12 protein-coding genes are annotated in these 22,781 nt (G+C 72.9%); 4 read left to right on the top strand and 8 right to left on the bottom strand.

The window, feature by feature from the left end; all coding sequences use genetic code 11:
- Positions 1 to 219 precede the first annotated feature (219 nt).
- From ACWEJ6_RS10195 to ACWEJ6_RS10180, 4 genes are all read left to right on the top strand, one after another.
- Positions 220 to 954, top strand: coding sequence for a PadR family transcriptional regulator (locus ACWEJ6_RS10195; protein WP_364328582.1), 735 nt, complete (start codon positions 220 to 222; stop codon positions 952 to 954).
- A 55-nt stretch (positions 955 to 1,009) separates the two neighbouring features.
- Positions 1,010 to 1,492: a DUF1707 SHOCT-like domain-containing protein gene (locus ACWEJ6_RS10190; RefSeq protein WP_358284683.1), complete on the top strand. Its 483-nt coding sequence runs from the start codon at positions 1,010 to 1,012 to the stop codon at positions 1,490 to 1,492.
- 93 nt (positions 1,493 to 1,585) lie between these two features.
- Complete coding sequence (locus tag ACWEJ6_RS10185; protein ID WP_352359210.1) at positions 1,586 to 2,266, top strand: DUF6879 family protein; 681 nt, start codon at positions 1,586 to 1,588, stop codon at positions 2,264 to 2,266.
- Between the two features lie 166 nt (positions 2,267 to 2,432).
- Positions 2,433 to 3,302 carry a CAP domain-containing protein gene (locus ACWEJ6_RS10180; protein WP_452422817.1) on the top strand — a complete coding sequence of 290 codons (870 nt, stop codon included), beginning with the start codon at positions 2,433 to 2,435 and terminating at the stop codon, positions 3,300 to 3,302.
- A 39-nt stretch (positions 3,303 to 3,341) separates the two neighbouring features.
- Here ACWEJ6_RS10180 and ACWEJ6_RS10175 read toward each other — a convergent pair whose 3' ends face one another.
- From ACWEJ6_RS10175 to ACWEJ6_RS10140, 8 genes are all read right to left on the bottom strand, one after another.
- Entirely contained in the window at positions 3,342 to 5,579 is a 2,238-nt protein-coding gene (locus ACWEJ6_RS10175; protein ID WP_452422815.1) for a hypothetical protein, read from the bottom strand.
- Between the two features lie 15 nt (positions 5,580 to 5,594).
- Positions 5,595 to 15,428, bottom strand: a complete 9,834-nt coding sequence (locus ACWEJ6_RS10170; RefSeq protein ID WP_452422813.1) for a hypothetical protein — start codon at positions 15,426 to 15,428, stop codon at positions 5,595 to 5,597.
- A 112-nt stretch (positions 15,429 to 15,540) separates the two neighbouring features.
- On the bottom strand, positions 15,541 to 16,074 hold the full coding sequence (gene mug / locus ACWEJ6_RS10165; RefSeq protein ID WP_452422811.1) for a G/U mismatch-specific DNA glycosylase: 534 nt from the start codon (positions 16,072 to 16,074) through the stop codon (positions 15,541 to 15,543).
- A 31-nt stretch (positions 16,075 to 16,105) separates the two neighbouring features.
- Positions 16,106 to 17,506 carry a sugar porter family MFS transporter gene (locus ACWEJ6_RS10160; RefSeq protein ID WP_387663977.1) on the bottom strand — a complete coding sequence of 467 codons (1,401 nt, stop codon included), beginning with the start codon at positions 17,504 to 17,506 and terminating at the stop codon, positions 16,106 to 16,108.
- Between the two features lie 85 nt (positions 17,507 to 17,591).
- Positions 17,592 to 17,717: a hypothetical protein gene (locus ACWEJ6_RS10155; protein ID WP_452422809.1), complete on the bottom strand. Its 126-nt coding sequence runs from the start codon at positions 17,715 to 17,717 to the stop codon at positions 17,592 to 17,594.
- A 25-nt stretch (positions 17,718 to 17,742) separates the two neighbouring features.
- The gene (locus tag ACWEJ6_RS10150; RefSeq protein ID WP_452422807.1) at positions 17,743 to 20,202 is read right to left on the bottom strand and encodes a polynucleotide kinase-phosphatase; all 2,460 of its coding nucleotides are present in this window, start codon (positions 20,200 to 20,202) and stop codon (positions 17,743 to 17,745) included.
- A complete protein-coding gene (locus ACWEJ6_RS10145) occupies positions 20,186 to 21,763 on the bottom strand; it encodes a 3' terminal RNA ribose 2'-O-methyltransferase Hen1 (protein ID WP_452422805.1) in 1,578 nt (525 codons plus the stop codon). Before ACWEJ6_RS10145 ends, ACWEJ6_RS10150 begins: the two co-directional genes overlap by 17 nt.
- 42 nt (positions 21,764 to 21,805) lie before the next feature.
- Positions 21,806 to 22,720 carry an LLM class F420-dependent oxidoreductase gene (locus ACWEJ6_RS10140; RefSeq protein ID WP_358284659.1) on the bottom strand — a complete coding sequence of 305 codons (915 nt, stop codon included), beginning with the start codon at positions 22,718 to 22,720 and terminating at the stop codon, positions 21,806 to 21,808.
- Positions 22,721 to 22,781 lie beyond the last annotated feature (61 nt).

The following is a 22,781-nucleotide window of genomic DNA, read 5'->3' as shown; positions in this document are numbered from 1 at the left end:
AAACGCAGACGAGGTCGTCTCCGCGGCGACAGCACCCCCCAGCCCTGCCGACGCGGAACGACCTCGTCTGCTCTGTTCAACGGCGGACATCCCAAGACTGTTCCCCAATTCCGCAACTTTTTCGTGATCTGGCTCACTCTGCGCCCTGCCTTGCCAACGAAACAGTAGCGATATATCGTTGACGCATCGAGAACAGATCGCGATATAGGGAGAAAGAGCATGACTTACGCACACGCAGCGGGCGACCAGTGGTTCGGCCCGCGGGAGAACCTGCGCGCGGCCCGCGAGAAGCTGAGGGCCATCGCCGACGCCTTCGAGCAGATGGGCGGCCATCACCACCATCACCGGGGCGGCGGCGGGCCGGGCGAGCGCAGGCAACGCGGCCGGCGCGGCGGGCCGGGCGGACCGTTCCCGTTCGACTTCGGCCGCGGCGGCCCCTTCGGCCCGGGCGGGCCCTGGGGCGGGCACCACGGCTGGGGCGGCGGCCGGGGCCGCAAGGCCAAGCGGGGCGACGTCCGCGCCGCGATCCTGGCCCTGCTGTCCGAGGAGCCGCGCAACGGCTACCAGATCATCCAGGAGATCGCCGAGCGCAGCGAGGGCGGCTGGAAGCCCAGCCCCGGCGCCGTCTACCCGGCGTTGCAGCAGCTCACCGACGAGGGCCTGGTGATCGCCGAGGAGAACGAGGGCCGCAAGACCTTCCGCCTGACCGACGAGGGCCGCGCCTACATCGACGCGCACGCCGACGAGGTCCGCGCCCCCTGGGACGAGATGCGTCCGGACATCGACGACAACACCGCCGATCTCTGGCACATCGCCCGACAGTCGGCATTCGCCATGATGCAGGTTCTTCAGACCGGAAACGACGCACAAATCCGCGAAGCGCGTAAGACTCTGGTTGAGACCCGGCGCAAGCTCTACCAGATCCTGGCCGACGGCGAACCGGGCGAGGAGTAACCAGGTGACCGGCTCCGCAGCGACAGGCCGGTTCGGGGAGAGCGAGGAACCAGACATGGACCACAACGATCTCCGCATCGGCGACGCCGAGCGCGAGCAGACGATGGCGGCCCTGCGCGAGCACTTCGCCCAGGGCCGCCTGACCCACGAAGAGCTCGACGAACGCCTCGACCGGGCGCTGGCCTCCAAGACGGTCCGCGACCTGTCCCAGGTGACGGCCGACCTGCCCGGCTCGTCCCCCTCCTACGCCCACCCTCAGCAGATGCCCCAGTTCGACCGGGACGCATGGCGGCAGGCGATGAGGGCGCACCGCCACCAGATGCAGACCATGCGCCACGCGCAGGCCGGCCGTCCCTGGCACGACCATTCCCGCCGTCACTGGCGCGGCCACCGCGGTCCCGGCCTCCTCCCGCTCCTGATCGTCTTCGGGGTGCTGGGGCTGGTCTTCGGGTTCGGCCTCTTCAAGATCCTGCTGGCGGTCTTCCTGGTGGCCACCGTGTTCAACCTGGTGCACCGCCGCTTTCACTACCGCGGGTGACCTTCGCGTCCCTTCGTGACGTTGGGCCTTGACCAGAATCAACTGACATTTCATGATCTGGCGGGCGGATCTCACCGAACGAAGGGGCGTCGTATGACCGAGCCGGGTTCCGTGGTGGCCGTCACGAATCCGTTCGCCGCGGTGGGCGGCGCCGACGCGCTCGTCCTGGACGCGCCCGGCTACCTGGCGGCCTTCGAGCGCGACCACGCGGACTGCGTCGTCCCCCTGTGGAAGCTGGAGCGCGCCCAGAGCTTCTACGAGCCGGACGTGGCGAGCTGGCGGGCCATGATGGACGGCGACTGGGCCGGCTCCCTCTCCCTGGCCGAGCAGATGGCGCCGCTCGTGGCCGGCTACTTCCGCCACCGGATGCCGGTGAGCCGGGTGCGCGTGGTGGAGTTCCCCGTCAGCGCGTACCTGCAGTGGGAGATGCACCTGCTGGACATGCGGGCCAGGGCTGGCTCCCCCTGCCGGGTGGTGCCCGCGGCGCGCGTGGCCGCCCTCGAACCGGTGCCCGAGCTGGTGATCTTCTCCCCCGTCCTGATGTACGAGGTCCTCTACGACGAGTACGGCGGCGGCCGGGGCGGCCGGCGCATCACCGATCCCGGCGTGATCGGCCCCTGCCTGCGGGCGGTCCAGGAGCTGTTCGCCGAGGGCGAGGACGTGCGCGACTTCCACCGGCGGGAGATCGTGCCGCTGCCGCCGCCGTCGGTCACCGACGAGATGCGGGCCGCGGTGCCCCCGTACGCCCACCGGACGGAGGAGTTCCGGGTCTGAGCGCGCCCGGGGTTCCGGCCCGCGGCTGGAACGGGCCACGACGCATCTCCTGACACTTTGGTTTACCCAGACATCAGGGAAATTTCGCAAATTTCGTGACACGAGGGTTGCGGTCCTACCAGAATGCGGTGCGATCCAGCGTCCATCGCAACTGGAGGAAGCCCCCATGCGCAGACCCCTAGGGGTACTCGCCGGCCTGGTGAGCCTGGCTGCACTCGGTATGCCGACGACCCCGGCGAACGCCGCGACGGCAGCCGCGGCCGGCAGCGAGGCCGCCGGCCGCTGCCGGGTCACCGTGGCCACGCCTCGCGTCAACGACACCGCTCAGATCGTCTCCTCCGCCGCCCGTCAGGGCTGCCGTACGGACGCGCTCCTGCGCGTCCGGCTCAAGCGCGCCGTCCCGGGCGCGGACCCCGTCGTCAAGAGCGGCTCCACCCGGTCCGGCAGCGTCGCGCTCACCCTCCCCTGCGCGCCCGGCGTCTACTACGCGGTCGCCACCGACCACCGGGGCCGCGGCGCGACCTCCAGGGCGGTCCGGCTGACCTGCGCCCCGGCCCCGACGCCCACGGCGACCCCCAAGCCCACCCCGACGGCCACCGCCACCCCGGCCCCTCAGCCGAGCGCGACCGGCCCCGCCGGCACGGTGGGCACCGCCGAGGAGAACGAGGTCCTGCGCCTGGTCAACGCCGAGCGCGCCAAGGGCGGCTGCCAGCCGCTCAAGCACGACGCCCAGCTGCGCGCCGCGGCGTACGGCCACTCCGCCGACATGGCCGCCAAGGGCTACTTCGACCACACCTCGAAGGACGGCCGCAGCTTCATGGACCGCATCAGGGCGGCCGGCTTCACCGGCGGGACCGCCTTCGCCGAGAACATCGCCAAGGGTCAGGCCACCCCGGCCGCCGTGATGAACTCCTGGATGAACAGCTCGGGTCACCGGGCCAACATCATGAACTGCCGGTACACGGTGATCGGCGTGGGCGCGGCCAGGAACGGCCAGGGCCCCGTCCACTGGACGCAGGACTTCGCGGCCAGGTAGCCCTCGACGGGTGCCCCGCGCGTCGCGGGGCACCCAGGGTCAGACGCGGGTCAGCAGGACGTTCCCGTCGCCGGCCTTCCTGACCACGATGACCGCGTACAGCCCGGTCACCTTCGGGTCGCTGATGGTCAGGCGTTCCATCTTGTTCGGGCCGCCGCTCGCGGACTTGCGGGCGGCGGAACGCGGCAGGCCCCACGCGGCGGAGTCGGGCGCCATCACGAAGAGGTCGAGGTCCTGCCCGTTGCGCGGCACGACCGTGAGCGTGGCGGGCACGCCCTTCTCGATCCACGTCGTCCGCACCTCGGCCAGCCGGCCGGCGGCCATGGGGAACTCCTGCGGCGTGCCGGCCTCCAGGTTGCCCGCGGCCGCCTCGGACACCTCCATCGCGTACTCCTCGTAGTCGGCGTCGGAGCTGACCGAGTTGACGAACCAGTTGCGGGTGGCGGAGCTGGGCTGCACGGCGACGAAGTCCATGTTGGTGGCGGTCCAGTCGGCGCTCCTGACGGTGACGCCGCCGCCGTTGGGCGTCGTGGCGAGGTCGACGTCCGCGCCGTCCGGTCCGGTGACGGCGGCCACCACGTGCCATTTGCCGGGCGTGGTGACGAAGGCCGTCTGCAGCGGGACGTTGGCGGGCCGGCGGATCGGATGCCGGTCGGCCAGGTCCTCCACGTGCTGGGTGGAGACGGCGTTCTGGAACAGCGCCGCCTCCGCGAGGTCGTGGTGCTGCGGGTCGAGCAGGGTCAGGAAGTGGTCGATGTCCTGGGCGGCCGCCTTCCTGAACGCGGCCACGACGGTCTCGGGCCCGGCGCCGCCGAGGTCCCAGTACTTCTCGTCGCGCGTTCCGGAGTCGGCCAGGTCGAGCAGCACCCCGGCCACGCGGCCCTCGGTCCTGCCCGCGTCCGCCCCGGTCGGCCAGCCGTCGCTGAACCAGCGCGGGCTCTCCAGGTCGATCGCGGAGGTGGACCACCGGTAGTGGGTGTCGTCGTAGGTCTGGACGGCTACCCAGTCGGCCCACCCCTCGATCCAGGCGCAGGCCGGGTTGATCATCGGCGCCTTCATGTAGTGCTGTCCGCAGGCTCCACCCGTCGACGGCGTCACGCCGGTGTAGTCCATGATGAAGTGCCCAAGCTCGTGGGGAAGCGTCATCTTCTCCAGCGGTATCGAGGCGTCCAGGTTGATCTGGAAGCGGCCCAGGCAGTCGGGGCCGGTGCTCGGGCAGTAGTACGACGCGGGCAGCACCTTGTCCGGCCGCCAGATCAGCGTCACGGACTGGCAGTTCGCCTCGCCCGGCTTCCAGCAGTCGTCGGCCGGGTCGTTCAGCCAGCCGGTGTAGGCCCTCCACGTGTCGTAGGCGGCCGAGTGCAGGCGGAACGCCCCCTCCATCGGGTCGCCGGCCGCGCTGCGGTAGTCGATGACGGTGGCCGACGTGCCGGGAGGGACGTCCGGCGTGGTCGGGCCGGCGTCGGTGTAGATGTCGCCGGCCTTCTCCGACATGCCCACGGACCAGTAATTGCTGACCGGGCTGACCTCGATGTTGACGTCCTGGCCCGTGCCGTCCTCCTCGGTGCCGGGGAAGCACAGCTTGTAGGCGCCGGTGGCGTCGGTCTCGGCCCAGCCGAGACTTTGCCGGCCGTTCGTGTCGGTGTCGAACGCGTCCACCTCGGCCATGGGCACGCCGCCGACGGTTCCGTCCGCCTTGAAGTAGGTGACGCGGCCCTGCACGCACGTGTCGCCGGCCGCCGCCGCCCTCGCGGTCCTCTCCGTACGGCGCCCGCGGCCCTCGCGCGGCATGCCGAACACCGACGACCGCGCGCCGACGGTGACGTAGGCGAGCCCGTTCGAGCTCGGCCCGGGGCGTCCGTCGCGGGCCTGGACGCGGATGGAGGCGGGGCCGGGCCCGACCGCCGTGACGACGCCCTCGTACTGGACCGTCCGGCCCGCACGGGCCCGCCAGGTCCGGGTGGCCCGGTCCACCGGGCTGCGGCCGATCGTCGCGGCGGGGCGGTCGAGCCCGGCGGGCGGGGTCGCCCACTTCAGGGTGTCCGGCAGCTCGATGATCGTGGTGGCGTCGGGCAGGTCCTGCTTCGGGGTCACCTCGACCGTGAGCTTCGCGCTCTGCCCCACGGCGGGGGCGCGGTCGAGCGAGACGTCGACGGTGAAACAGTCCCCCGGGACGCAGGACGGCTGTCCCGGGGCGGCGGCGTGGGCCGGGGCCGTGGTGAGTCCCACGGCCGCCAGCACCCCCGCCAGGGTGGTCGCCATCAGTCGGCGTGACATCGGCATGTCTCCTGATCAGCCCGCGCAGGCCACGGGCGAGTCGAAGTGGCCAGGTGAGGTGGGATAGGGCGAACCGCTGTCGCCCGAGACCGGTACGGCCACCTCCCGCGAACCCGACGGGTCGCCCGCGCTGCGGCCCGCGCCCGCTCCCCAGGCCACCTTGGCCAGGAAGTCGAGCATCGCCGGGGAGTGCTGGCGGACGATGTTGTGCCCGCCGTTGGCCGGGCCGCAGTGGGTGTAGAGGTTGAAGCCGCCGTTCCAGTCGATCATCTTGTCGCCGGGGTTGGGCCCGTTGGCCGTGCGGTCGCCCTGCAGGACGTCGCGGTCCGCGCCGCCGTACTGCCAGTCCACGCCCTGGTGGTGCTGGTCGTCGGCGGTGACGGCGTTGTCCTTGTCGGTCATGCGGAACCACGCGCACGGGTCCACCACCGTGGTCAGCTCGCCTTCCGGCATCTTGCCGGGGGCGCACGAGCCGGGGTAGGAGCCGCGCGGGTTGTAGTCGAGCAGGTCCGCGCCGGCCCCGCCGAAGACGTGGTCGACGAAGCGGTCGCCGGTGCCGCGGGCGGCCGGGTCGAACACGCCGCCGGACAGGCAGTCGGCGGTGGCCGCGTCCAGGGCCGGGTCGCAGCCCTTTCCGCCCCACAGCAGGTCGTCGCCGTCGCCGCCGAACACCTCGTCGCCGCCGCTGTCGCCGTTGACCAGGTCGTCGCCGGCGCCGCCGTGCATGCTGTCGCGTCCGGGGCCGCCGCGCATGCGGTCCGCGCCGCCCTTGGCGAAACCGTCGTGCGGCATGGACGCGGCGGTCCAGGTGTCGCCGTCGGTGTCGTGCAGCAGGTCGGTGCGGCGGTCGTAGGTGCCGGGCTGGAAGCCCTTGTAGGTCTCCTTCGGCGGGGCGTTGAGGCTGACGGTGAAGCCGAGCCGCTGGGCGTCGGAGGCGTCGATGCGCTCGTTCAGCACGCCGCCGCGGTCGCCGAGCATGGCGTCCTCGCCCGCGCCGCCGGACAGGTCGTCGTCGCCCAGCTCACCGAACAGGTCGTCGTCGCCCTGGCCGCCGTGGAGTTCGTCGTCGCCGTCCTGGCCCCACAGCGCGTCGTCGCCGTCGTCGCCGTACAGGTGGTCGGCGCCGTAGGAGCCGGCCGGCTCGCAGGTGGCCTGGGCCTGGGTGCAGAACCTGGTCGAGTCGCCCGGCAGGGCCGGGTCGTGGCTGCGTACGCGGGTGGCGTCCGCGGGCGCCTGGCCCGCCGGGTAGCGCTCGGTGTAGACCTTCTCGGCGTTGCCCGTCACGGTGCGGACGAGCGAGCCGTTGTCACCGAGCAGGACGTCGGCGCCGCCGTTGCCCTCGATCGCGTCGGCCTCGTCGGCGGCGGCCTGCTTGGCCGAGCCGCCGATCAGGTCGTCCTGACCGGGGGTGTCGTCGCCCTCCAGGTCGGCTTGGCCACTGGCGTCGCCTCTCCAGCCGGGGTCGGCCAGCGGTCGCGTGGTGGTGCGGGTGGACTCGGCCGTCAGCGGCAGGTCGCCGCGGATCTGGTCCGCGCCGTCGCCGCCCTCGGCGTGGTCGCCCTGGCCGCCGCCGGACATCTGGTCGTCGCCGCCCTGCCCCCACAGGACGTCCACGCCACCCCCACCGGACACCCGATCCGCCCCGGCCCCGCCACCAGAGCCTGAGCCTTCGCCTGGGCCGTCGGCCAGAAGGGTGACGGCGCGTGGGGTCATCGGGGTGCCGGCCGAGCCGATGCGGACGGTGGCCCTGGCCGGGGTGCCCGTCAGCGTCACCACGGCGTTGTCGCCGGCCACGACGTCGTCGCCGGGGCCGCCGTAGAGCGCGTCGGCGGCGTCGTCGGCCGCGGTGTGGGTGCCGCCGACCAGGTCGTCGTCGCCCTGGTCGCCCTCGACCCAGTCCACGCCCGCGCCGCCCTCGGCGTAGTCGTCGCCCTCCTGCCCGCGCAGCCGGTCGGGGCCGCCCTGGCCGAAGATCGCGTCGTTGCCCGCGCCGCCGTCGGCCACGTCCGGGCCGAAGCCGCCCGCGAGCAGCTTCACCTGGTGCACGGCCGCCTGGCCCGGCCGCACGGCGACCGAGCTCGCCGGGTCGGCCGCCTCCGCACCGGCCGCCGGCTCACCGGACGGCGTCCCCGAAGGGCTCCCCGCCTTAGACGGACTCGCAGTCGCAGACGGGCTCGCAGTCCCAGACGGGCTCGCAGTCACAGACGGGCTCGCAGTCCCAGACGGGCTCGCAGTCACAGACGGGCTCGCAGTCCCAGACGGGCTCGCAGTCACAGACGGGCTCGCAGTCACAGACGGGCCTCCGGTCGGTGACGGGCCTCCCGTGGGCGACGGCTCTCCCGTCGCCGACGGGCCTTCCGCGGCCGACGGGCCCTCCTTGGCGGAAGGCGTGCCGGATCCGGAAGCGCCCGCGCTGTGCGTGGCCGCTGCCGCAACCGGTGGCGTCACCGTGCCGGACGGGCTGGCCGCACCGGACGGGGTGGCCGACGGACCGCCGGACGGAACGCCGGACGGGGTGGCCGATGGGGTGCCGGACGGGGTGGCGGTGGTGGTCAGGGTGGCGTTGTCGGCGGCGATCACGTCCGGGCCGTCGCCGCCCAGCAGCGTGTCACCACCGTCCGGGTACGCGCCCGAAGCGCCGCCCACCAGCTCGTCCTCCCCCGCCTCGCCGTACACCTCGTCGCCGCCGACGCCGCCCTCCAGGTGGTCGTCGCCCGCGTCGCCGTGCACCTCGTCGGCGCCGATCCCGCCGTGAGCCCGGTCGGCGCCGTCGCCGCCGTGGATCACGTCCGGGCCGCCGGCCTCCTGCGGGGTGCCGTCGAGGTCGAACGGGCCGCCGGCGTCGCCGTTGTCGCCGATCAGCCGGTCCGCCCCGGCGTCGCCGTACAGGAAGTCACCCTTGTCGTCCTTGCCCGCCGTGCGGGCGCCGCCGATGACCAGGTCGTCACCGTCGCCGCCGAACGCGCGGTCCTGCCCGGACTCGCCCGCGACGGTGTCGTCGTGCGCGCCGCCGTACAGGGTGTCGTCGCCGGAGCCGCCGGTCACCTCGTCGGCGCCGTCGTCGCCGAGCGCCGTGTCGTCACCGGAGCCGCCCGAGACCCGGTCGTCGCCCGAGCCGCCGGCCAGGCGGTCGTCGCCGCGTTCGCCGCAGACCACGTCCTGGCCGCCGCCGGCCTCGACCCGGTCGGCGCCGCCGCCGGCCGACACGGTCTCCTTGCCCGCGCCGCCGATGATCAGGTCCCGGCCGTCGGCGTCGCCGTCGTGCTCCTCGCACGGCTCGTCCCGCCGGCGGTCGCCGAAGACGGTCGCGCCTCCGTCGCCGCCGATGACGTGGTCGTTCCCGTCGCCGCCGGACAGTTCCTTGGCCGAGGGCTGGACGCCCGCCGGCAGCGGCAGGTGACGCACCAGCCGGGCCGGGCCGAAGTCGTCGCGGCCCTGGGCCTCGCCGACGTCGGACGGCTCGGCGATCACCCAGTCGTCGCCGGGGCCGCCGGAGATGTCGTCCTTGCCGTGGCCGCCCGCGAGGACGTCGTCCCCGCCACCGCCGATGATCTGCACGGCCTCGCCGGGCGCCGAGTGGCCGGCGACCAGGTCGACGGCCTGACCGCCGTACACCTTGTCGGCGCCCGCGCCGGTGTCGACGTAGTTCGGCCCGGAGTCGGCGGGCCCCGCCTCGTCGCGGCCGATCTCCGCGCGCGGCCCGGTGTAGATCTCGTCGGCCGCCGAGCCGCCGGTCAGGGTGTCCGCGCCGGGGCCGCCGACCAGCAGGCTCGGCTGCGCGCGGAACCGCGGCGAGGGGTCGGTGGCGGCCAGCGGGCTGTCGGAGGCGACGGCGATGGTGTCGTTCCCGCCGTTGCCGTACAGCCGGTTCTCGCCGAGACCGGCCGCGATGCGGTCGCCGCCGTCGGCCGGGCCGTCGTCCGGCGCGCCGGGCAGGTCGTCGCCGGTCCAGTCGGCCACGTCGACGTCGCCGACCTTGCGGGTGGCGGGGGTCAGGCGGCCGTCACCGGCCACCCAGCCGCCCGCGCCGCCCGTGGTGACGTAGTCGTCGCCGGGGCCGCCGGCCACGATCGCGGCGGGCCCGTCGTACTGGTCGCCGCTGGTGATCTGGTCGTCGCCCTTGCCGCCGTCGATCACGTTGCGGCCGGCGCCGGCCAGGATCAGGTCGTCGCCGTCGCCGCCGAACGCCACCACCGTCCGGTCGAACGGGTGAGCTCCGGCGGTGTCGTCGCCGTACCCCTGGAAGACCAGCCGCAGCGCGCCCTTCGCGCCCCGGCCGTCGGCCAGCACCCGGGTCAGGCCGGACGCGCGGTGCTCCTCGCGCACGCCCAGCGCGCTGACCACGAAGCCCTCGTCGCCGGGGAGCTGGCTGACGGTCCACTGCTCGGCGTCGTCGCCCGGCTTGGCGGTGCTGCCGCCCCTGGCCTTGCGCATCCCGCCGACGTGCAGCACCAGGGCGTCGCCCGCCTCGGTCGCGAGCTTCGGCGGGTCCTCGTCGCACTTGGGCCGGACGGAGAAGTCGAGCAGTTTGGCCTCGACGATGGTCCAGTCGAACCGCTTCTTGAAGATCGAGATGCCCACCTCGACCCACGCCTTCAGGTAGACCTTCAGCTCGCCGTCCAGCGAGAACAGGCACAGCGGGTTGCGCAGCAGGACGTCGGCGAACTCGAAGAACCGGAACTTGCCGTCATTGGTGGGATCGAGCCAGTTCATGGCGACGGTGAGGAAGATGCCGCCGCTCACGCCCGCCTTGACCAGCACCACGTCGACCGCCGCGCCCGCCTCCAGCCGCCCGGTCAGGGAGATCGCCGGCAGCGGTCGGCCCTGGTCGTCGGTGGTTTTCAGGTAGAGGCTGTCGAAGACCTGGAGGTCGACCTTGCCCTGCTCGATCGCCTTGCGGATGCCGTACGTGTCGAAGCCCGCCCTGATCTGGGCCTCGACCCCGGCGGTGCCGGAGATGACCACCATGATCGGCGGCGGCGACCAGACCGGGCCGAAGGACTGGCTGTAGGAGAAGCCGAGGCGCAGCGGCCCGGAGTCGAACGCGACCAGCTCCACGTCCTTGCCCATCAGCAGGCTGAAGATCGACCGTCCGGCGTTCTGCAGCACGGGGAAGCTGAAGCCCGCCTTCGCGGAGTGCTCCATCGGCCCCTGCGCGTCGGCGGCGGCGGTCTTGGCCTTTCCGCACGACCTGGCGCCCTGGTCGAGCGCGGCGAAAAGGTCGTCCGTGGCGGGCGCCACGTCCTTGATCAGCGAGTCGGCGACGTCGGGCGAGTTCTCGGTGTCCAGCGCGCGGTCACCGGCCACGGTGAAGCTGCCGATCGGGATGTGCAGCTCTCCCTGGCAGTCGGGCAGCGACGTCACCAGCCTGCCGACCTCGATCATCCGCTCGATGAACTTGGTCGTGCCGCCGCCGGCGACCGTGTTGTACTTCTTGGCGATCGTCATCAGGTTCACCTCGCCGCCGCCCGCGGCCCTGCTCAGGTCCGACAGCACGGGGATGGGCGCGTAGAGCTGGTCGATCACCGGTTTGACCGGGTCCGTGACCTTCTTGACCTGGGTCACCACCGGCCCGAGGACGCTCCGGAAGAAGTCGCCGGCCTCCAGGTTCACGTTGTTGAAGGCGATGTTGAGGTTCGCCGGGTCGGGCGAGCCGCCCTTGGTGAGGTCCCAGTCCAGGTCGAAATCGCCGTACAGGCCGGGGAACATGGCCGAGCCGGCCGTCACCTTGAAGCGCCAGTCCACCGCGACCTTGGCGTTCAGTGACGTCTCCACCAGGCCGCCGGCGTCGGCGAGCTGGTCCAGGCCGATCCGGCCGACCGGCTTGAAGCCGATGGTGAAGGCGCCCGCGAACAGGTCGGGGGCGTTCTGCTCGCGGTTCTTGAGCGTGACGTCGAGGATCGCCAGCCGGGCGTTGATCTCCTCGGGCAGCGAGACGTTCACGCCGACGGTCGCCCGCGGCCGGTTGGCCTCGCCGGCGTCGACGTAGAAGCCGCTGGTCCGGTCCAGGCCCACCATGACCTCGGCGTGCCAGCCGAGCTCGGCCCGCACGCCCTTGCCCTTGCCCTGCTTCAGCGCGAGGCCGGGGACGCCGACGTCGAGCGGCCGCTCCACGCCCAGGCAGTCCTTGACGCAGCCCTGTTCGGGATCGACGTCGCCCTTGCCGACGCTGACCTTGAACGCGATGCCGGTCAGCTCGGTGCCCTTGGCCGCGTCGCAGGCCTCGGGCTTGGCGGGGTCGGGGACGGGCGCCTGCACGCAGGTGATCACCGGCTGCACGCCCGGCCCGACCTTGGGCGCGAGCTCGTCGTTGTACCACTTGCGCAGGTCGCCGCCGGTGGGCACCTTGCCGCCGTTCGGCAGCTTGGCGAGGGCGGCCTTGATCTCCTGACGCTTGGCGCCGACGAAGTCGGCCCCCTGCTGGAGGTCGGCGCCGACCATGGGCAACCTGCCCTTGCCGGAGGCCATGCGCATGCCGGTCTCCAGGGCGGTGAGGTACCGGTCGATGCCGTCGCCCAGGTTGGCCCAGTCCAGCTCCAGGCCCGGAGGCAGGGTGGAGAAGTCGAAGGAGGGCAGCTCCAGCCGGTTCACGTCACCGGGCAGCTTCTTGGTGAGGTCGAACATCTCGGCCAGCGGGGCGGCCCTGGGCAGCCGCAGCACGAGCGCGTGCTTGCCGTCCGCGGTGAGCGGCGCGCCGTTGAGGTAGGCGGGCAGGACGGCGCACAGGGCGAGGTCGGTGTCGTCGCGGTGCGGGTCGCGGTCGCAGGCGACGGGCTCGCTCGTCTCGTTCAGCGCCAGGTCGAGCCCGGAGAAGAACGCGGCGGGGGTCACCGCGTCCTGGGACTCGCCGCCGTAGCGCAGGCTCACGCCGTATCCGAGCCTGGCCTGCAGCGGGTCGTCGCCCTCCTTGCCGATCGCCAGCGGCAGCGGGCCGACGTCGGCCTGGACCGTGCCGTCGAGCTGCGCCTTCGCCTGGAGGTCGAGTCCGGAGTCGGTCTCGATGAGCAGGTCGCGGGCCGGGTCGAAGCCGCGCTTGAGCGCCACGCGCAGGCCGAGGCGCACCTCGCCCTCGACGGCGGCGTCCAGCGTGGCCGAGCCCTTGGCGGCGACCAGGCTGCTGTCGCCGAAGGCGAAGCGCAGCGGCTCCTGCACGGCCGCCTTCTTGTCGTAGGCCAGCGACAGCCGCAGGGCGCCGTCCTCGTAGCCGATGCGCACCTGGCCGCCCAGCGCCTTGTTCAGCTCGGCCACCAGCGCCTGGACGGTGTCCGGCGGCGCGGCGGTCAGGCGGTCGATCGCGTCCCGCAGCGGCGAGCGCAGCGCGTAGGCGGCGCCCGCCTCGGGCACGGCCTGGCCGAACTTCTCGGCGAAGGACAACGTGTGCTCGCCGCACGCGGTCGCGACGGTCAGCACCCGGGTGCCGACGGCGACGCGACGGCCGACGTGCGCCTGGGTGAACGTGCGCGAAGGGTCGGTGACGTAGGCGTTCTCGTTGCCGCAGGCGCCGTCGCCGTAGACGACGCCGGGGCCCGAGCCCGTCTCCTCCGCGGCCACCAGGTCGGACAGCGAGCGGCCGAGCAGCGGCAGCTTCGCCGTCATCGCATCGTTGACCGGCCCGGTGCCCTTGACGCCGTCGAGGTAGGTGGCCACCGCGCCCAGGGACTTGATCAGCGCGCCGAACAGCGCCTGCGGGTTGTCGGGGTCGAAGGCGAAGTCCTTGACCCGGCCGATCTGGTCGAAACCGCGGAAGCTGACGGTGGCGGGCTTGGCGAGGTCCGGCATCTCCACCTCGCCGGAGACCCTGCCGCCGAAGAAGTCGGCCAAGCCCGGCACGCCCAGCGTGAGCCGCGCCTTGGCCACCGCGTCCACCTGGGAGGTCAGGACGTCGCCCGGCTTGCTCGCCAGCCGCTCGAACAGCCTGGTCAGCGGCACGTCGCCGAGGTCCTTGAGGCCGACCTTGACCAGGTCGCCGCCGTTCCTGCTGCCCATGGTGAGGTCGCCGGTGAGCTGGACGCCCAGGTAGCCGGCGACGGCGTTGACGTTGACCGAGGAGAGCACCGACACGCGGGCGCCGAACAGGTCGCGGCCGGTCCGCAACATGATCCGGTCCGCGGCCCTGGGCAGCTCGTTCACCACGGTGGCGCTGCCGTCGGCGTTGACGTGCTTGTACGGGCACGCCTTCTGCTGCCCGTCCGGCCGCTGCGCGCATCCCTGGCCCGTCACCGGGTCGCTCAGGTCGAGCACGACCGTAGCCGAGGCGTGGTATCCGCGCATGACGCCCGCCACGGCGGCGGTGGCGTTGGCGCGGTCGAGCCCGGCGGCGGCCTTGAACGTGTCGCCGAAGGCGATCTGCCCGATCATGGGGTCGTTCGCGGAGATCCGGTACGGCGCGCCCGCGGCGGGCACGCCCCCGCGCCATCCCTCCTCGGCGAGGGTGACGGTGTCGGCGGTGTTGTCGGCCACGATGCCGCTCGACGCTCCGGCGGTGACCGTGCGCCCGGCGAACTGCCCCGGGGTCCACTTCTGCCCGGCGTGCCGCAGCGTCCTGGCCGCGTACGTGACGCCCGCGCCCGTCCCGCTGACGGTCTGGCCCGCGGGGTTGAGCGGCTCGGGGGCCGGGTTGACGGTCCGGTCCACGACGAGGGTGAAGGCGATCTTCTTGGCGGCGTCGTCGTAACCGGCGTCGGCGACCTTGATGATCGCGCCTCCGGGCAGGCCGCGGGCCTTGCCCAGCGCGGCGAACAGGTCCTGGATCGAGGTGAAGGTGGGCCGGCCGGTGTTGCGGTCCACGCTGGCGGCGGCGAAGGCGTGGATCGCCTCCGACACCTGCACGGCGTCGGCCAGCGAGCCGCGCATGAACGGCAGGTCGAGGTCGCCCTGCCCGTCCCAGCGGGCGCGCTGGGCGGCGGTGACGGCGTTGGCCAGGTGGGTCAGGCCGTCGAGCAGGTCCTTGGGCGTGAGCGTCTGGAAGCGGCCGAGCCGGTCCAGGTCGGCCTGGGTCACGCTGACGGCGGGCCCGCCGGTGGCGAGGTCGGGCCAGCTCGCGTCGATGGTCGCGGCGGCCCCCTCGACCTGGGCGCCGGCGAACGGCTGCGCGGTGACCTGCAGCCGGGCGGCGGCCGAGCCCTTGCGGGCGAAGCTGAACAGGTTTTCCGAGCCGAGTTCCGAGGTGTCCAGCCTGCCGTTGCCGTCCGGGTCGGCGGCGGTGGCGGCGAACTCGGCGTCGACGGAGAGCGTCGAGGCCGCCGAGAGGTCGACGCCGAGGATGCCGAAGGCGGCGGTGGGCCTGGCCCCGGCGGCGAGCCTGCCTTCGGCCCGCACGGTCATCCCGGCGTCCTTGGCCAGCCAGGCGGACTTGGTGGCCGGGTCGTAGGCGAAGGGCAGCTTGGCGGTGAGCTTCAGCGTGACGTCCACGCCGCCCGAGGTGGTCAGCGAGACCTTGGGCTGGGCGCTGCTGACGGAGATCGGGCGGCCGGCCGCCGTCCTGGTGACCTCCAGGGTCAGGTCGAGCCGCCTGATCCCGTTCTGCGTGCTCGCCTTGGCCAGGAGCTTTCCGGCGCGGGGGCCGGACAGCTCGTACTCGTCCTGGAGGTCGTCCAGGGTGGTGAGGCCCTTGAGCTTGTCGTGGACGGCCACCTGGAACAGGTCGGCCAGGCCCAGGGCGTCCTCGCCGCCGGGCACCAGGCCGACGAACGGCAGTTGCTCGCCCATCGGGCCGAGCGTGCCCAGGCCGCCGCCGGCGGCCGTGAACCGTTCCACCGCGGACAGCAGCGCCGCGGTCTCGGCGTCCGGTGCCGCGGACGCGACGGCCGGCGGCGGCACGGCCGCGACCAGACCCACTAACAACGCCAATGCGCAGACCACGCGCGACAATCGCCGGCTTGCCACCAGACCCCCCAGTGCGAAGACACAACGAACCGGGTACGTATCTAGCGATCAAGGCTTGTGCGTGACTTGGATCCGTCTACAAGCGCAGGTCAGAGACCGTCGGTTCCGGGCCCGGGCGCAGCGAGGCGCGCAGGCGGGCCATCTCCTCGGCGATCGTGGCGACGGTCCAGTGGGCGTTGAGCCCGCTCGGGTTCGGCAGCACCCACACGCGGGCGCCGCCGACCTGCTCGGGCTGGGGGCCGATGACCGCCTTGGGCCGCGCGAAGGCCGTCCGGTACGCCGAGATGCCGAGCACGGCCAGCACCTGCGGCCCCAGCCCGGCCACCTTCTCCGCGAGCTGCCGGCCGCCCGCCATCAGCTCGTCCCTGGTCAGCTCCGCCGCCTTGGCGCTGGCCCGGGGGACGATGTTCGTGATGCCCAGCCCGTACGAGGGGAGCAGGTGCTGCTCGGCGGGGGCCAGCAGGCGCGGCGTGAAGCCGGACAGGTGCAGCGCGGGCCAGAACCTGTTGCCCGGCCGGGCGAAGTGGTGGCCGGTGGCCTCCGACATCAGGCCGGGGTTGATGCCGCAGAAGAGCACGTTCAGGCCGGGACCGAGCACGTCGACAAGCACGTGCCGGAGGTTAGCCCACTCCGCGGCGTGGTCAGCCCATGTCTTCCAGCTTGCGGCCCTTGGTCTCCTTGACCCATTTGCTGACGAAGAAGAAGGACAGCGCGGCGAACAGGGCGTACATGGCGTAGGTGAGCGGCAGGTTCCACTCCGACAGCGCCGGGAACGAGACGGTGATCAGCCAGTTGGCGATCCACTGCGCGGCGGCGGCGACGCCGAGCGCGGCGGCGCGGATGCGGTTGGGGAACATCTCGCCGAGCAGCACCCAGACCACCACGCCCCACGACAGGGCGAAGAACAGCACGAACACGTTGGCCGCGACGAGCGCGATCGGCCCCTGGGGGCTGGGCAGCGAGACCACGCCGCCGACCTCCCGCGACGCGCTGAACGCCCAGGCCGCGGTGCCCAGCGCGATCGCCATGCCGGCCGAGCCGACGAGCAGCAGCGGCTTGCGCCCGATCCGGTCGACCAGCGCGATCGCGATGAACGTGCCGATGATGTTGATGATCGAGCTGGAGAAGCTGATCAGCAGCGAGTTGCTCTGGTTGATGCCCACCGACTGCCACAACACCGACGAGTAGTAGAAGATCACGTTGATGCCGACGAGCTGCTGGAACGCCGACAGGATGACGCCGACCCAGACGATCGGCAGCAGACCGAGCGCGCTGCCGCGCAGGTCCTTCAGCCCCGGCACGCGTTCGGTCCGCAGCACGTGCTGGATCTCGGCGATCCGGGCGTCGAGGTCCACGTCCTCGCCCTCGACCTCGGCCAGCACCTCGCGGGCCTTCCGCGACCGTCCCGACATGATCAGGTAGCGCGGCGACTCGGGGATGGTGGAGGCGAACAGCAGGTAGAGCAGGGCTGGGACGGCGCAGGCGCCCAGCATCCACTGCCACGCCTGCAGCCCCCACAGGTGGTTGTTGACGTCGCCGCCGGCCAGCTCGGCGATCAGGTAGTTGACGAGCTGCGAGACCGCGATGCCGAGCACGATGGCGAGCTGCTGGAACGAGCCCAGCCGCCCCCGGTAGGCGGGCGGCGCCACCTCGGCGATGTAGGCCGGCCCGAGCACCGAGGCCATGCCGATCGCGAAGCCCGCGATGACCCGCCACAACCCCAGGTCCCAGATGGCGAACGGCAACATCTGCCCGATCGAGCTGACGGTGAACAGACCGGCGGCCACCTGCATCGACCGGGTACGCCCCCACCGGTCGGCCAGCCCGCCGCCGATCCAGGCCCCGAGCGCGGACCCGAGCAGCGCGATGGCCACGACGAAGCCGATCTGGACCGCTCCCACGTCGAAGTGCCGCTGGATGCCGGTGACCGCGCCGTTGATGACCGAGCTGTCGTATCCGAACAGGAACCCGCCGATGGCCGCCGCCGCGGTGATGAAGACGACGTGGCCCAGATGCTCCTGATGGGTGTACCGAGTTGCCATACAGGTCCCTTCCCCGTGATCGGGGACCTACCCGGAGATCACCTGTGTAGCGCGGCGCTTACCCAACCTTGCCACAAACCGGACGTCAGGTCCGGGTCAGCCAGAAGACCGCGATCACGACGACCGCCACCGCCACCGCCACGGCGTACCGCAGCAGCGCGCGCCCGAGAGCGCGCCGGACGTAGCCGGGACGGTGACGGTCGGCGGTCATCACAGGCTCCTTCGGAGTGACGGGGTCACAGGCGCGGGTCCACCGGCTCGGACTCCAGGGCGAGCACCGCGAAGACCGGCTCGTGCACCCGCCAGCCCGCCTCGCCGTCCGCCAGGCGCGACAGCGCCTCCAGGCCGAGGGCGTACTCGCGCAGCGCGAGCGAGCGCTTCTTGCCGAGGAAACGGCGGCGCAGCACGTCGAGGGACTCGGTGTAGTCGGGCCCGTAGATGATCCGCAGGTACTCCCGGCCGCGCACCTTCACGCCGGGCTGCACCCGGCCGGGCACGTACGCGGCCGGCTTGACCACCATGCCCTCTCCCCCGGCGGCGGTCAGCGCCTCCCACCACGCGGTGGCCGCGGCCCTGGACTCCGGCGAGTCGAGGGTGACCGTCACGTTCCTGGTCGGCGCGATCAGCGGCGAGTCGAGCAGCGCCAGCGTGGACAGGTGCCAGGCGTGCGGCTCCAGCGCGGTGGCCCGCCCCTCGCAGGCCAGGATCTGGAACGGCGCCAGCCTGATCCCGTCGAGACCGTCCAACGGCCAGCAGTAGCGCGCATAGGCGTCGCGGAACAGGGCAGCGTTGTCGTAGCGGCGTCGGGTGCGGGTCAACAACCCACCCACATCCAGCCCGCGTCCGGCCGCCGCTTCCAGAGCCGTGACGGCCTCCGGCAGCGCGGCCCGCGCGGCGGCGCCGACGGAGGCGTACTGCGACCTGATCAGCTCGCCCGCCTTGGCCGACCAGGGCAGCAGCTCGCAGTCGAGCACCACCCAGTCGGAGCCCAGCTCCTCCCACAGCGGCTCGCAGGCCGCGCGCACCGCCTCGACCAGCGGCGTCATGTCCCGGAAGAACGGCCGCCCGGTACGCGTGTAGACCGCGCCGGTGCTGCCGTCGGCCACGCCGAACCGGGCCGCGGCGACCTCGGGCGTCCTGGCCAGCACGGCCACGGCCCGCGAGCCCATGTGCTTCTCCTCGCACACGACCTCGCTCACCCCCGCCGCGGCGAACTCCTCGAACGCCTCGTGCGGGTGCTCCAGGTAGCCGTCGAGCCTGGACGTCTCCGGCGGCGCCATCGTCGGCGGCAGGTAGACCAGCCAGCTCGGGTCGACCGCGAACCGGCTCATGACCTCCAGCGCGGCGGCCGCGTTCTGCTCCAGCACCTTGACCCGGCCGCCGAAGCGGGTCTCGACGTGCCGGGTGCCGATCACGTCGCCGACGTCGAGCATGCCCGGCTCGCGGGCGGGGGCGCCGAGCGGCTTGGTCGGCTCGTACCAGACCTGCTCGGCCGGCACCTGGACGATCTCGCGCTCGGGGTAGCGCAGCGCGGTCAGGTGGCCGCCGAAGACGCAGCCGGTGTCCAGGCAGATCGTGTTGTTGATCCACTCGGGGGTGACCGTGGGCGTGTGGCCGTAGACGACCATGGCCCGGCCGCGGTACTCGTCGGCCCACGGGTAGCGGACCGGCAGGCCGTACTCGTCGGTCTCGCCGGTGGTGTCGCCGTACAGGGCGAAGGCGCGCACGCGCTTGGAGGCGCGGCCGTGGTAGGACTCCTTCAGCCCGGCGTGCGCGACGACGAGCCGGCCGCCGTCCAGGCGGTAGTGGCTGAGCAGGCCGTCCATGAACGTCCGGGCCCGCTCGGCGAACTCGGGCGGCCCGGCGGCGAGCTGGTCCAGCGACTCGCGCAGGCCGTGGGCGACGGTGACCTTGCGGCCGTTCATCGCCCGCACGAGCTTCTGCTCGTGGTTGCCGGCCACGCAGATCGCGGTGCCCGCCTCGACCATGTCCATGACCAGGCGCAGCACGCCCGGCGTGTCGGGCCCGCGGTCGACCAGGTCGCCGACGAACACGGCGGTGCGGCCCTCGGGGTGAGTCAGGCCCTGCCAGCCGAGCTTGGCCAGCAGCGTCTCCAGCTCCGAGCGGCAGCCGTGCACGTCGCCGATGATGTCGAACGGGCCGGTCAGCTCGGTCCGGTCCGACCACGCCTTCTCGTAGGTGATCTCGGCGTTGTCGATCTCCTCCAGGCCGCGCAGCACGTGCACCCGCCGGAAGCCGTCGGCGGAGATCTTGGACAGCGAGCGGCGCAGCTCCTTGCGCTGGCGGATCACCACGCCGGGGCCGAAGTCGCGGTCCGGACGCGCGGCGTTGCGCTCGATCGCCACCTCCTCGGGCGTGTCCAGCACGATGGCGTCGGCCAGCACGTCGTGCTTCCTGGCCAGCTCGATGAGGCTCTTGCGGGCGGGGTACTGGACGTTGGTGGCGTCCACGACGGTGAACAGCCCCCTGGCCAGGCGCACGCCGACGATGTGGTGCAGCAGGTCGAACGCCGCCGGCGTGGCGGCCTGGTCGTTCTCGTCGTCGGACACCAGGCCGCGGCAGAAGTCGGAGGAGATGACCTGCGTGGGCTTGAAGTGCCGGCGCGCGAAGGTGGACTTTCCGCTGCCGGAGACGCCGACGAGCACCACGAGGGACAGCTCAGGAACGCTGATCACGGGTGAAGACTCCCATCTGGGTGGGCGGGCCGACCTCGGGGTCGTCCTCGCCGACGGGTTCGACGGCGACGTGGTAGCCGTACTGGGCGGCCACCCGGGCGGCCCAGGCGGCGAACTCGGCCCGCGTCCACTCGAAGCGGTGGTCGGGGTGGCGCAGGCCGGTCAGGAACTCGTAGCGCACGTTGTGCTCGATGTTGGGGGTGGTGACGAGCACATGGCCCGGGCGGGCGCGGCCGAACACGACGCGTTCGAGCGCGGCCAGGCGCGGCGGGTCGACGTGCTCGACGACCTCCATGAGCACGGCGGCGTCGTAGCCCGCCAGGCGCTTGTCGGTGTAGGTGAGCGCGCCCTGGAACAGCGTGAGCCGGGCCCGCTTGCTGTCGGGCATGCGGTCCAGGCGCAGCTTGCGGGCGGCGATGGTGAGCGCCAGGGAGGAGACGTCCATGCCGGCGACGCGCGCGAACCTGGGCCTGGCCAGCAGCGCGGCGACCAGCTCGCCCTGCCCGCAGCCCAGGTCGATCACGCTCGTCGCGCCGAGCTCTTCGAGCCTGCGCAGCACGGCCTCGCGCCGCAGCGTGCTGAGCGGCCGCGCCTTCCGCGCCGCGCCCGCCTCCTCACCCCCGCCTTCGGTGACGTCGCCCTGGACGCCGCCTTCCGCAGCACCTTCGCCATCGGCACCGGATGCGGCGGTCCCCGCTTCGGCGGCGGCCCCGGCGACGGCTTCGGCTTCGGCGGCGGCTTCCGCGAAGGCGGCCTCGTCAGCCGCGGTCTCCCCGGCGGGGGCCTCCTCGGCGAGCGCCGGCTCCAGCTCCTCCTCGGTCTCGTCGCCCAGCTCGGCCAGCCTGGTCAGCGCGGTGCGGGCCAGCGCCCAGCGCCGCCCGAAGTAGCGCCGGGCGATCAGGCCGCGCTCCGGATGACCGCCGAGCCAGCCCGCCCCCGCCCTGACCAGCTTGTCGATCTCGTCGGAGGCCATCCAGTAGTGCTTGCCGTCGTCGAGCACGGGGAGCAGCACGTAGAGGTGGTTGAGCGCGTCGGCCAGCAGGACGGTGCCGCGCAGGGTCAGCCGCACGTACCGGGACTCGCCCCATTCGGGGAAACCCTCGTCGAGCGGCAGCGTCTGCGCCTCCACCGCCCACCCCAGCGGCTCGAACAGCCGCCGGGCCAGCTCCGGGCCGCCCCGGCAGGGCAGCGCGGGCACCTGGATCTCCAGCGGCAGCGGGGTGCCGGGCAGCTCCGGACGGGCCTTGCAGCGGCCCGCCCGCGCGGTGCGGAAGACGTCGGCGAGCGCGACGGCCAGCAGCGAGGAGGCCGCGTACGGGCGGTCGTTGACGTACTGCGACAGGCTGAAGTCGGGCGAGTTCCGGCCGCGCGAGCGGACCAGCGCGATCGGGTCGACCTCCAGCAGGAGGGCCGCCGTGCAGCGCTCCTCGCCCGCCTCCGGATAGAACACCGTGGCCGTGCCGAACGATTGGCCGAACTCCTGCACGCGCTCGGGATGCTTGTGCAGGAGGAAGCCCAGGTCGGTGGCCGGCGTGGCGGTGGTCGTGATCGTCAGCAGCACGTCCCAAGTGTGCCGTAGCCGGACGAAGCACCGCCAACGGAATTACACGTGCGGCAGGACCTCGGCGGCGATGAGCTCCAGGTGCTCCAGGTCGGCCAGGTCGAGGACCTGGAGGTAGACGCGCTCGGCCCCGAGCTTGGCGAAGGCGCCCAGCTTGGCCAGCACCTCGTCGGGGGTGCCGCACAGGCCGCCCTCGCTCAGCGCGCCGGGGTCCTGGCCGATGGCGGCGGCGCGCCGCTCGATCTCGGCCTGGTCGGCGCCCACGACGACGGTCTGCGCCGCCGACAGGATCAGGCCGCGGCCCGCCTCGTCGGCCGCCTCCCGGACCCGCGTGAACGCCTGCCCGGTGTCGGCCAGGGTGCGGAACGGCACGTTGTACTCGTCGGCGTACGTGGCCGCCAGCCGGGGCGTGCGCTTGGCGCCGAAGCCGCCGATGATCACCGGCGGACGGGGCCGCTGGACCGGCTTGGGCAGCGCCGGCGAGTCGACCAGCCGGTAGTAGCGGCCCTCGAAGGAGTAGGAGTCCTTCGCCGTCCACAGACCGGTGACGATCTCCAGCTGCTCCTCGAACCGGCCGAACCGCTCGCCGAGCGGCGGGAACGGGATGCCGTACGCGGAGTGCTCCCCGTCGAACCAGCCGGTGCCGAAGCCCAGCTCGACCCGGCCGCCGCTCATCTGGTCGACCTGGGCCACGCTGATCGCCAGCGGGCCGGGCAGCCGGAACGTGGCCGGCGTCACCAGCGTGCCGAGCCTGATCGTGGAGGTCTCCCTGGCCAGGGCGCCGAGCGTCACCCAGGCGTCGGTGGAGCCGGCGCCGGGGTCGCCGGGGCCGATGCGCTGGTAGTGGTCGGACCGGAAGAAGGCGTCGAACCCCAGGCGTTCCGCGGCCTGGGCGACGGCGAGCAGGTCGTCATAGGTGGCGCCCTGCTGGGGCTCGGTGAAGATCCGCAGCTTCATGAGGCTCATTATCCGCCCACATCGGACGGCGACCGGAAAAGCCCCGCGCCGTCGGCGAACG

This window comes from Nonomuraea sp. NPDC004702 (assembly GCF_053601695.1).
This window is presented reverse-complemented; position numbering and strand designations above follow the sequence as displayed.

Excerpts from the sequence above, each read along its gene's own strand:
- ACWEJ6_RS10195 (WP_364328582.1), top strand. The coding sequence starts at position 220 with ATGACTTACGCACACGCAGCGGGCGACCAGTGGTTCGGCCCGCGGGAG.
- ACWEJ6_RS10190 (WP_358284683.1), top strand. The coding sequence starts at position 1,010 with ATGGACCACAACGATCTCCGCATCGGCGACGCCGAGCGCGAGCAGACG.
- ACWEJ6_RS10185 (WP_352359210.1), top strand. The coding sequence starts at position 1,586 with ATGACCGAGCCGGGTTCCGTGGTGGCCGTCACGAATCCGTTCGCCGCG.
- ACWEJ6_RS10180 (WP_452422817.1), top strand. The coding sequence starts at position 2,433 with ATGCGCAGACCCCTAGGGGTACTCGCCGGCCTGGTGAGCCTGGCTGCA.
- ACWEJ6_RS10175 (WP_452422815.1), bottom strand. The coding sequence starts at position 5,579 with ATGTCACGCCGACTGATGGCGACCACCCTGGCGGGGGTGCTGGCGGCC.
- ACWEJ6_RS10160 (WP_387663977.1), bottom strand. The coding sequence starts at position 17,506 with ATGGCAACTCGGTACACCCATCAGGAGCATCTGGGCCACGTCGTCTTC.
- ACWEJ6_RS10155 (WP_452422809.1), bottom strand. The coding sequence starts at position 17,717 with ATGACCGCCGACCGTCACCGTCCCGGCTACGTCCGGCGCGCTCTCGGG.
- ACWEJ6_RS10140 (WP_358284659.1), bottom strand. The coding sequence starts at position 22,720 with ATGAAGCTGCGGATCTTCACCGAGCCCCAGCAGGGCGCCACCTATGAC.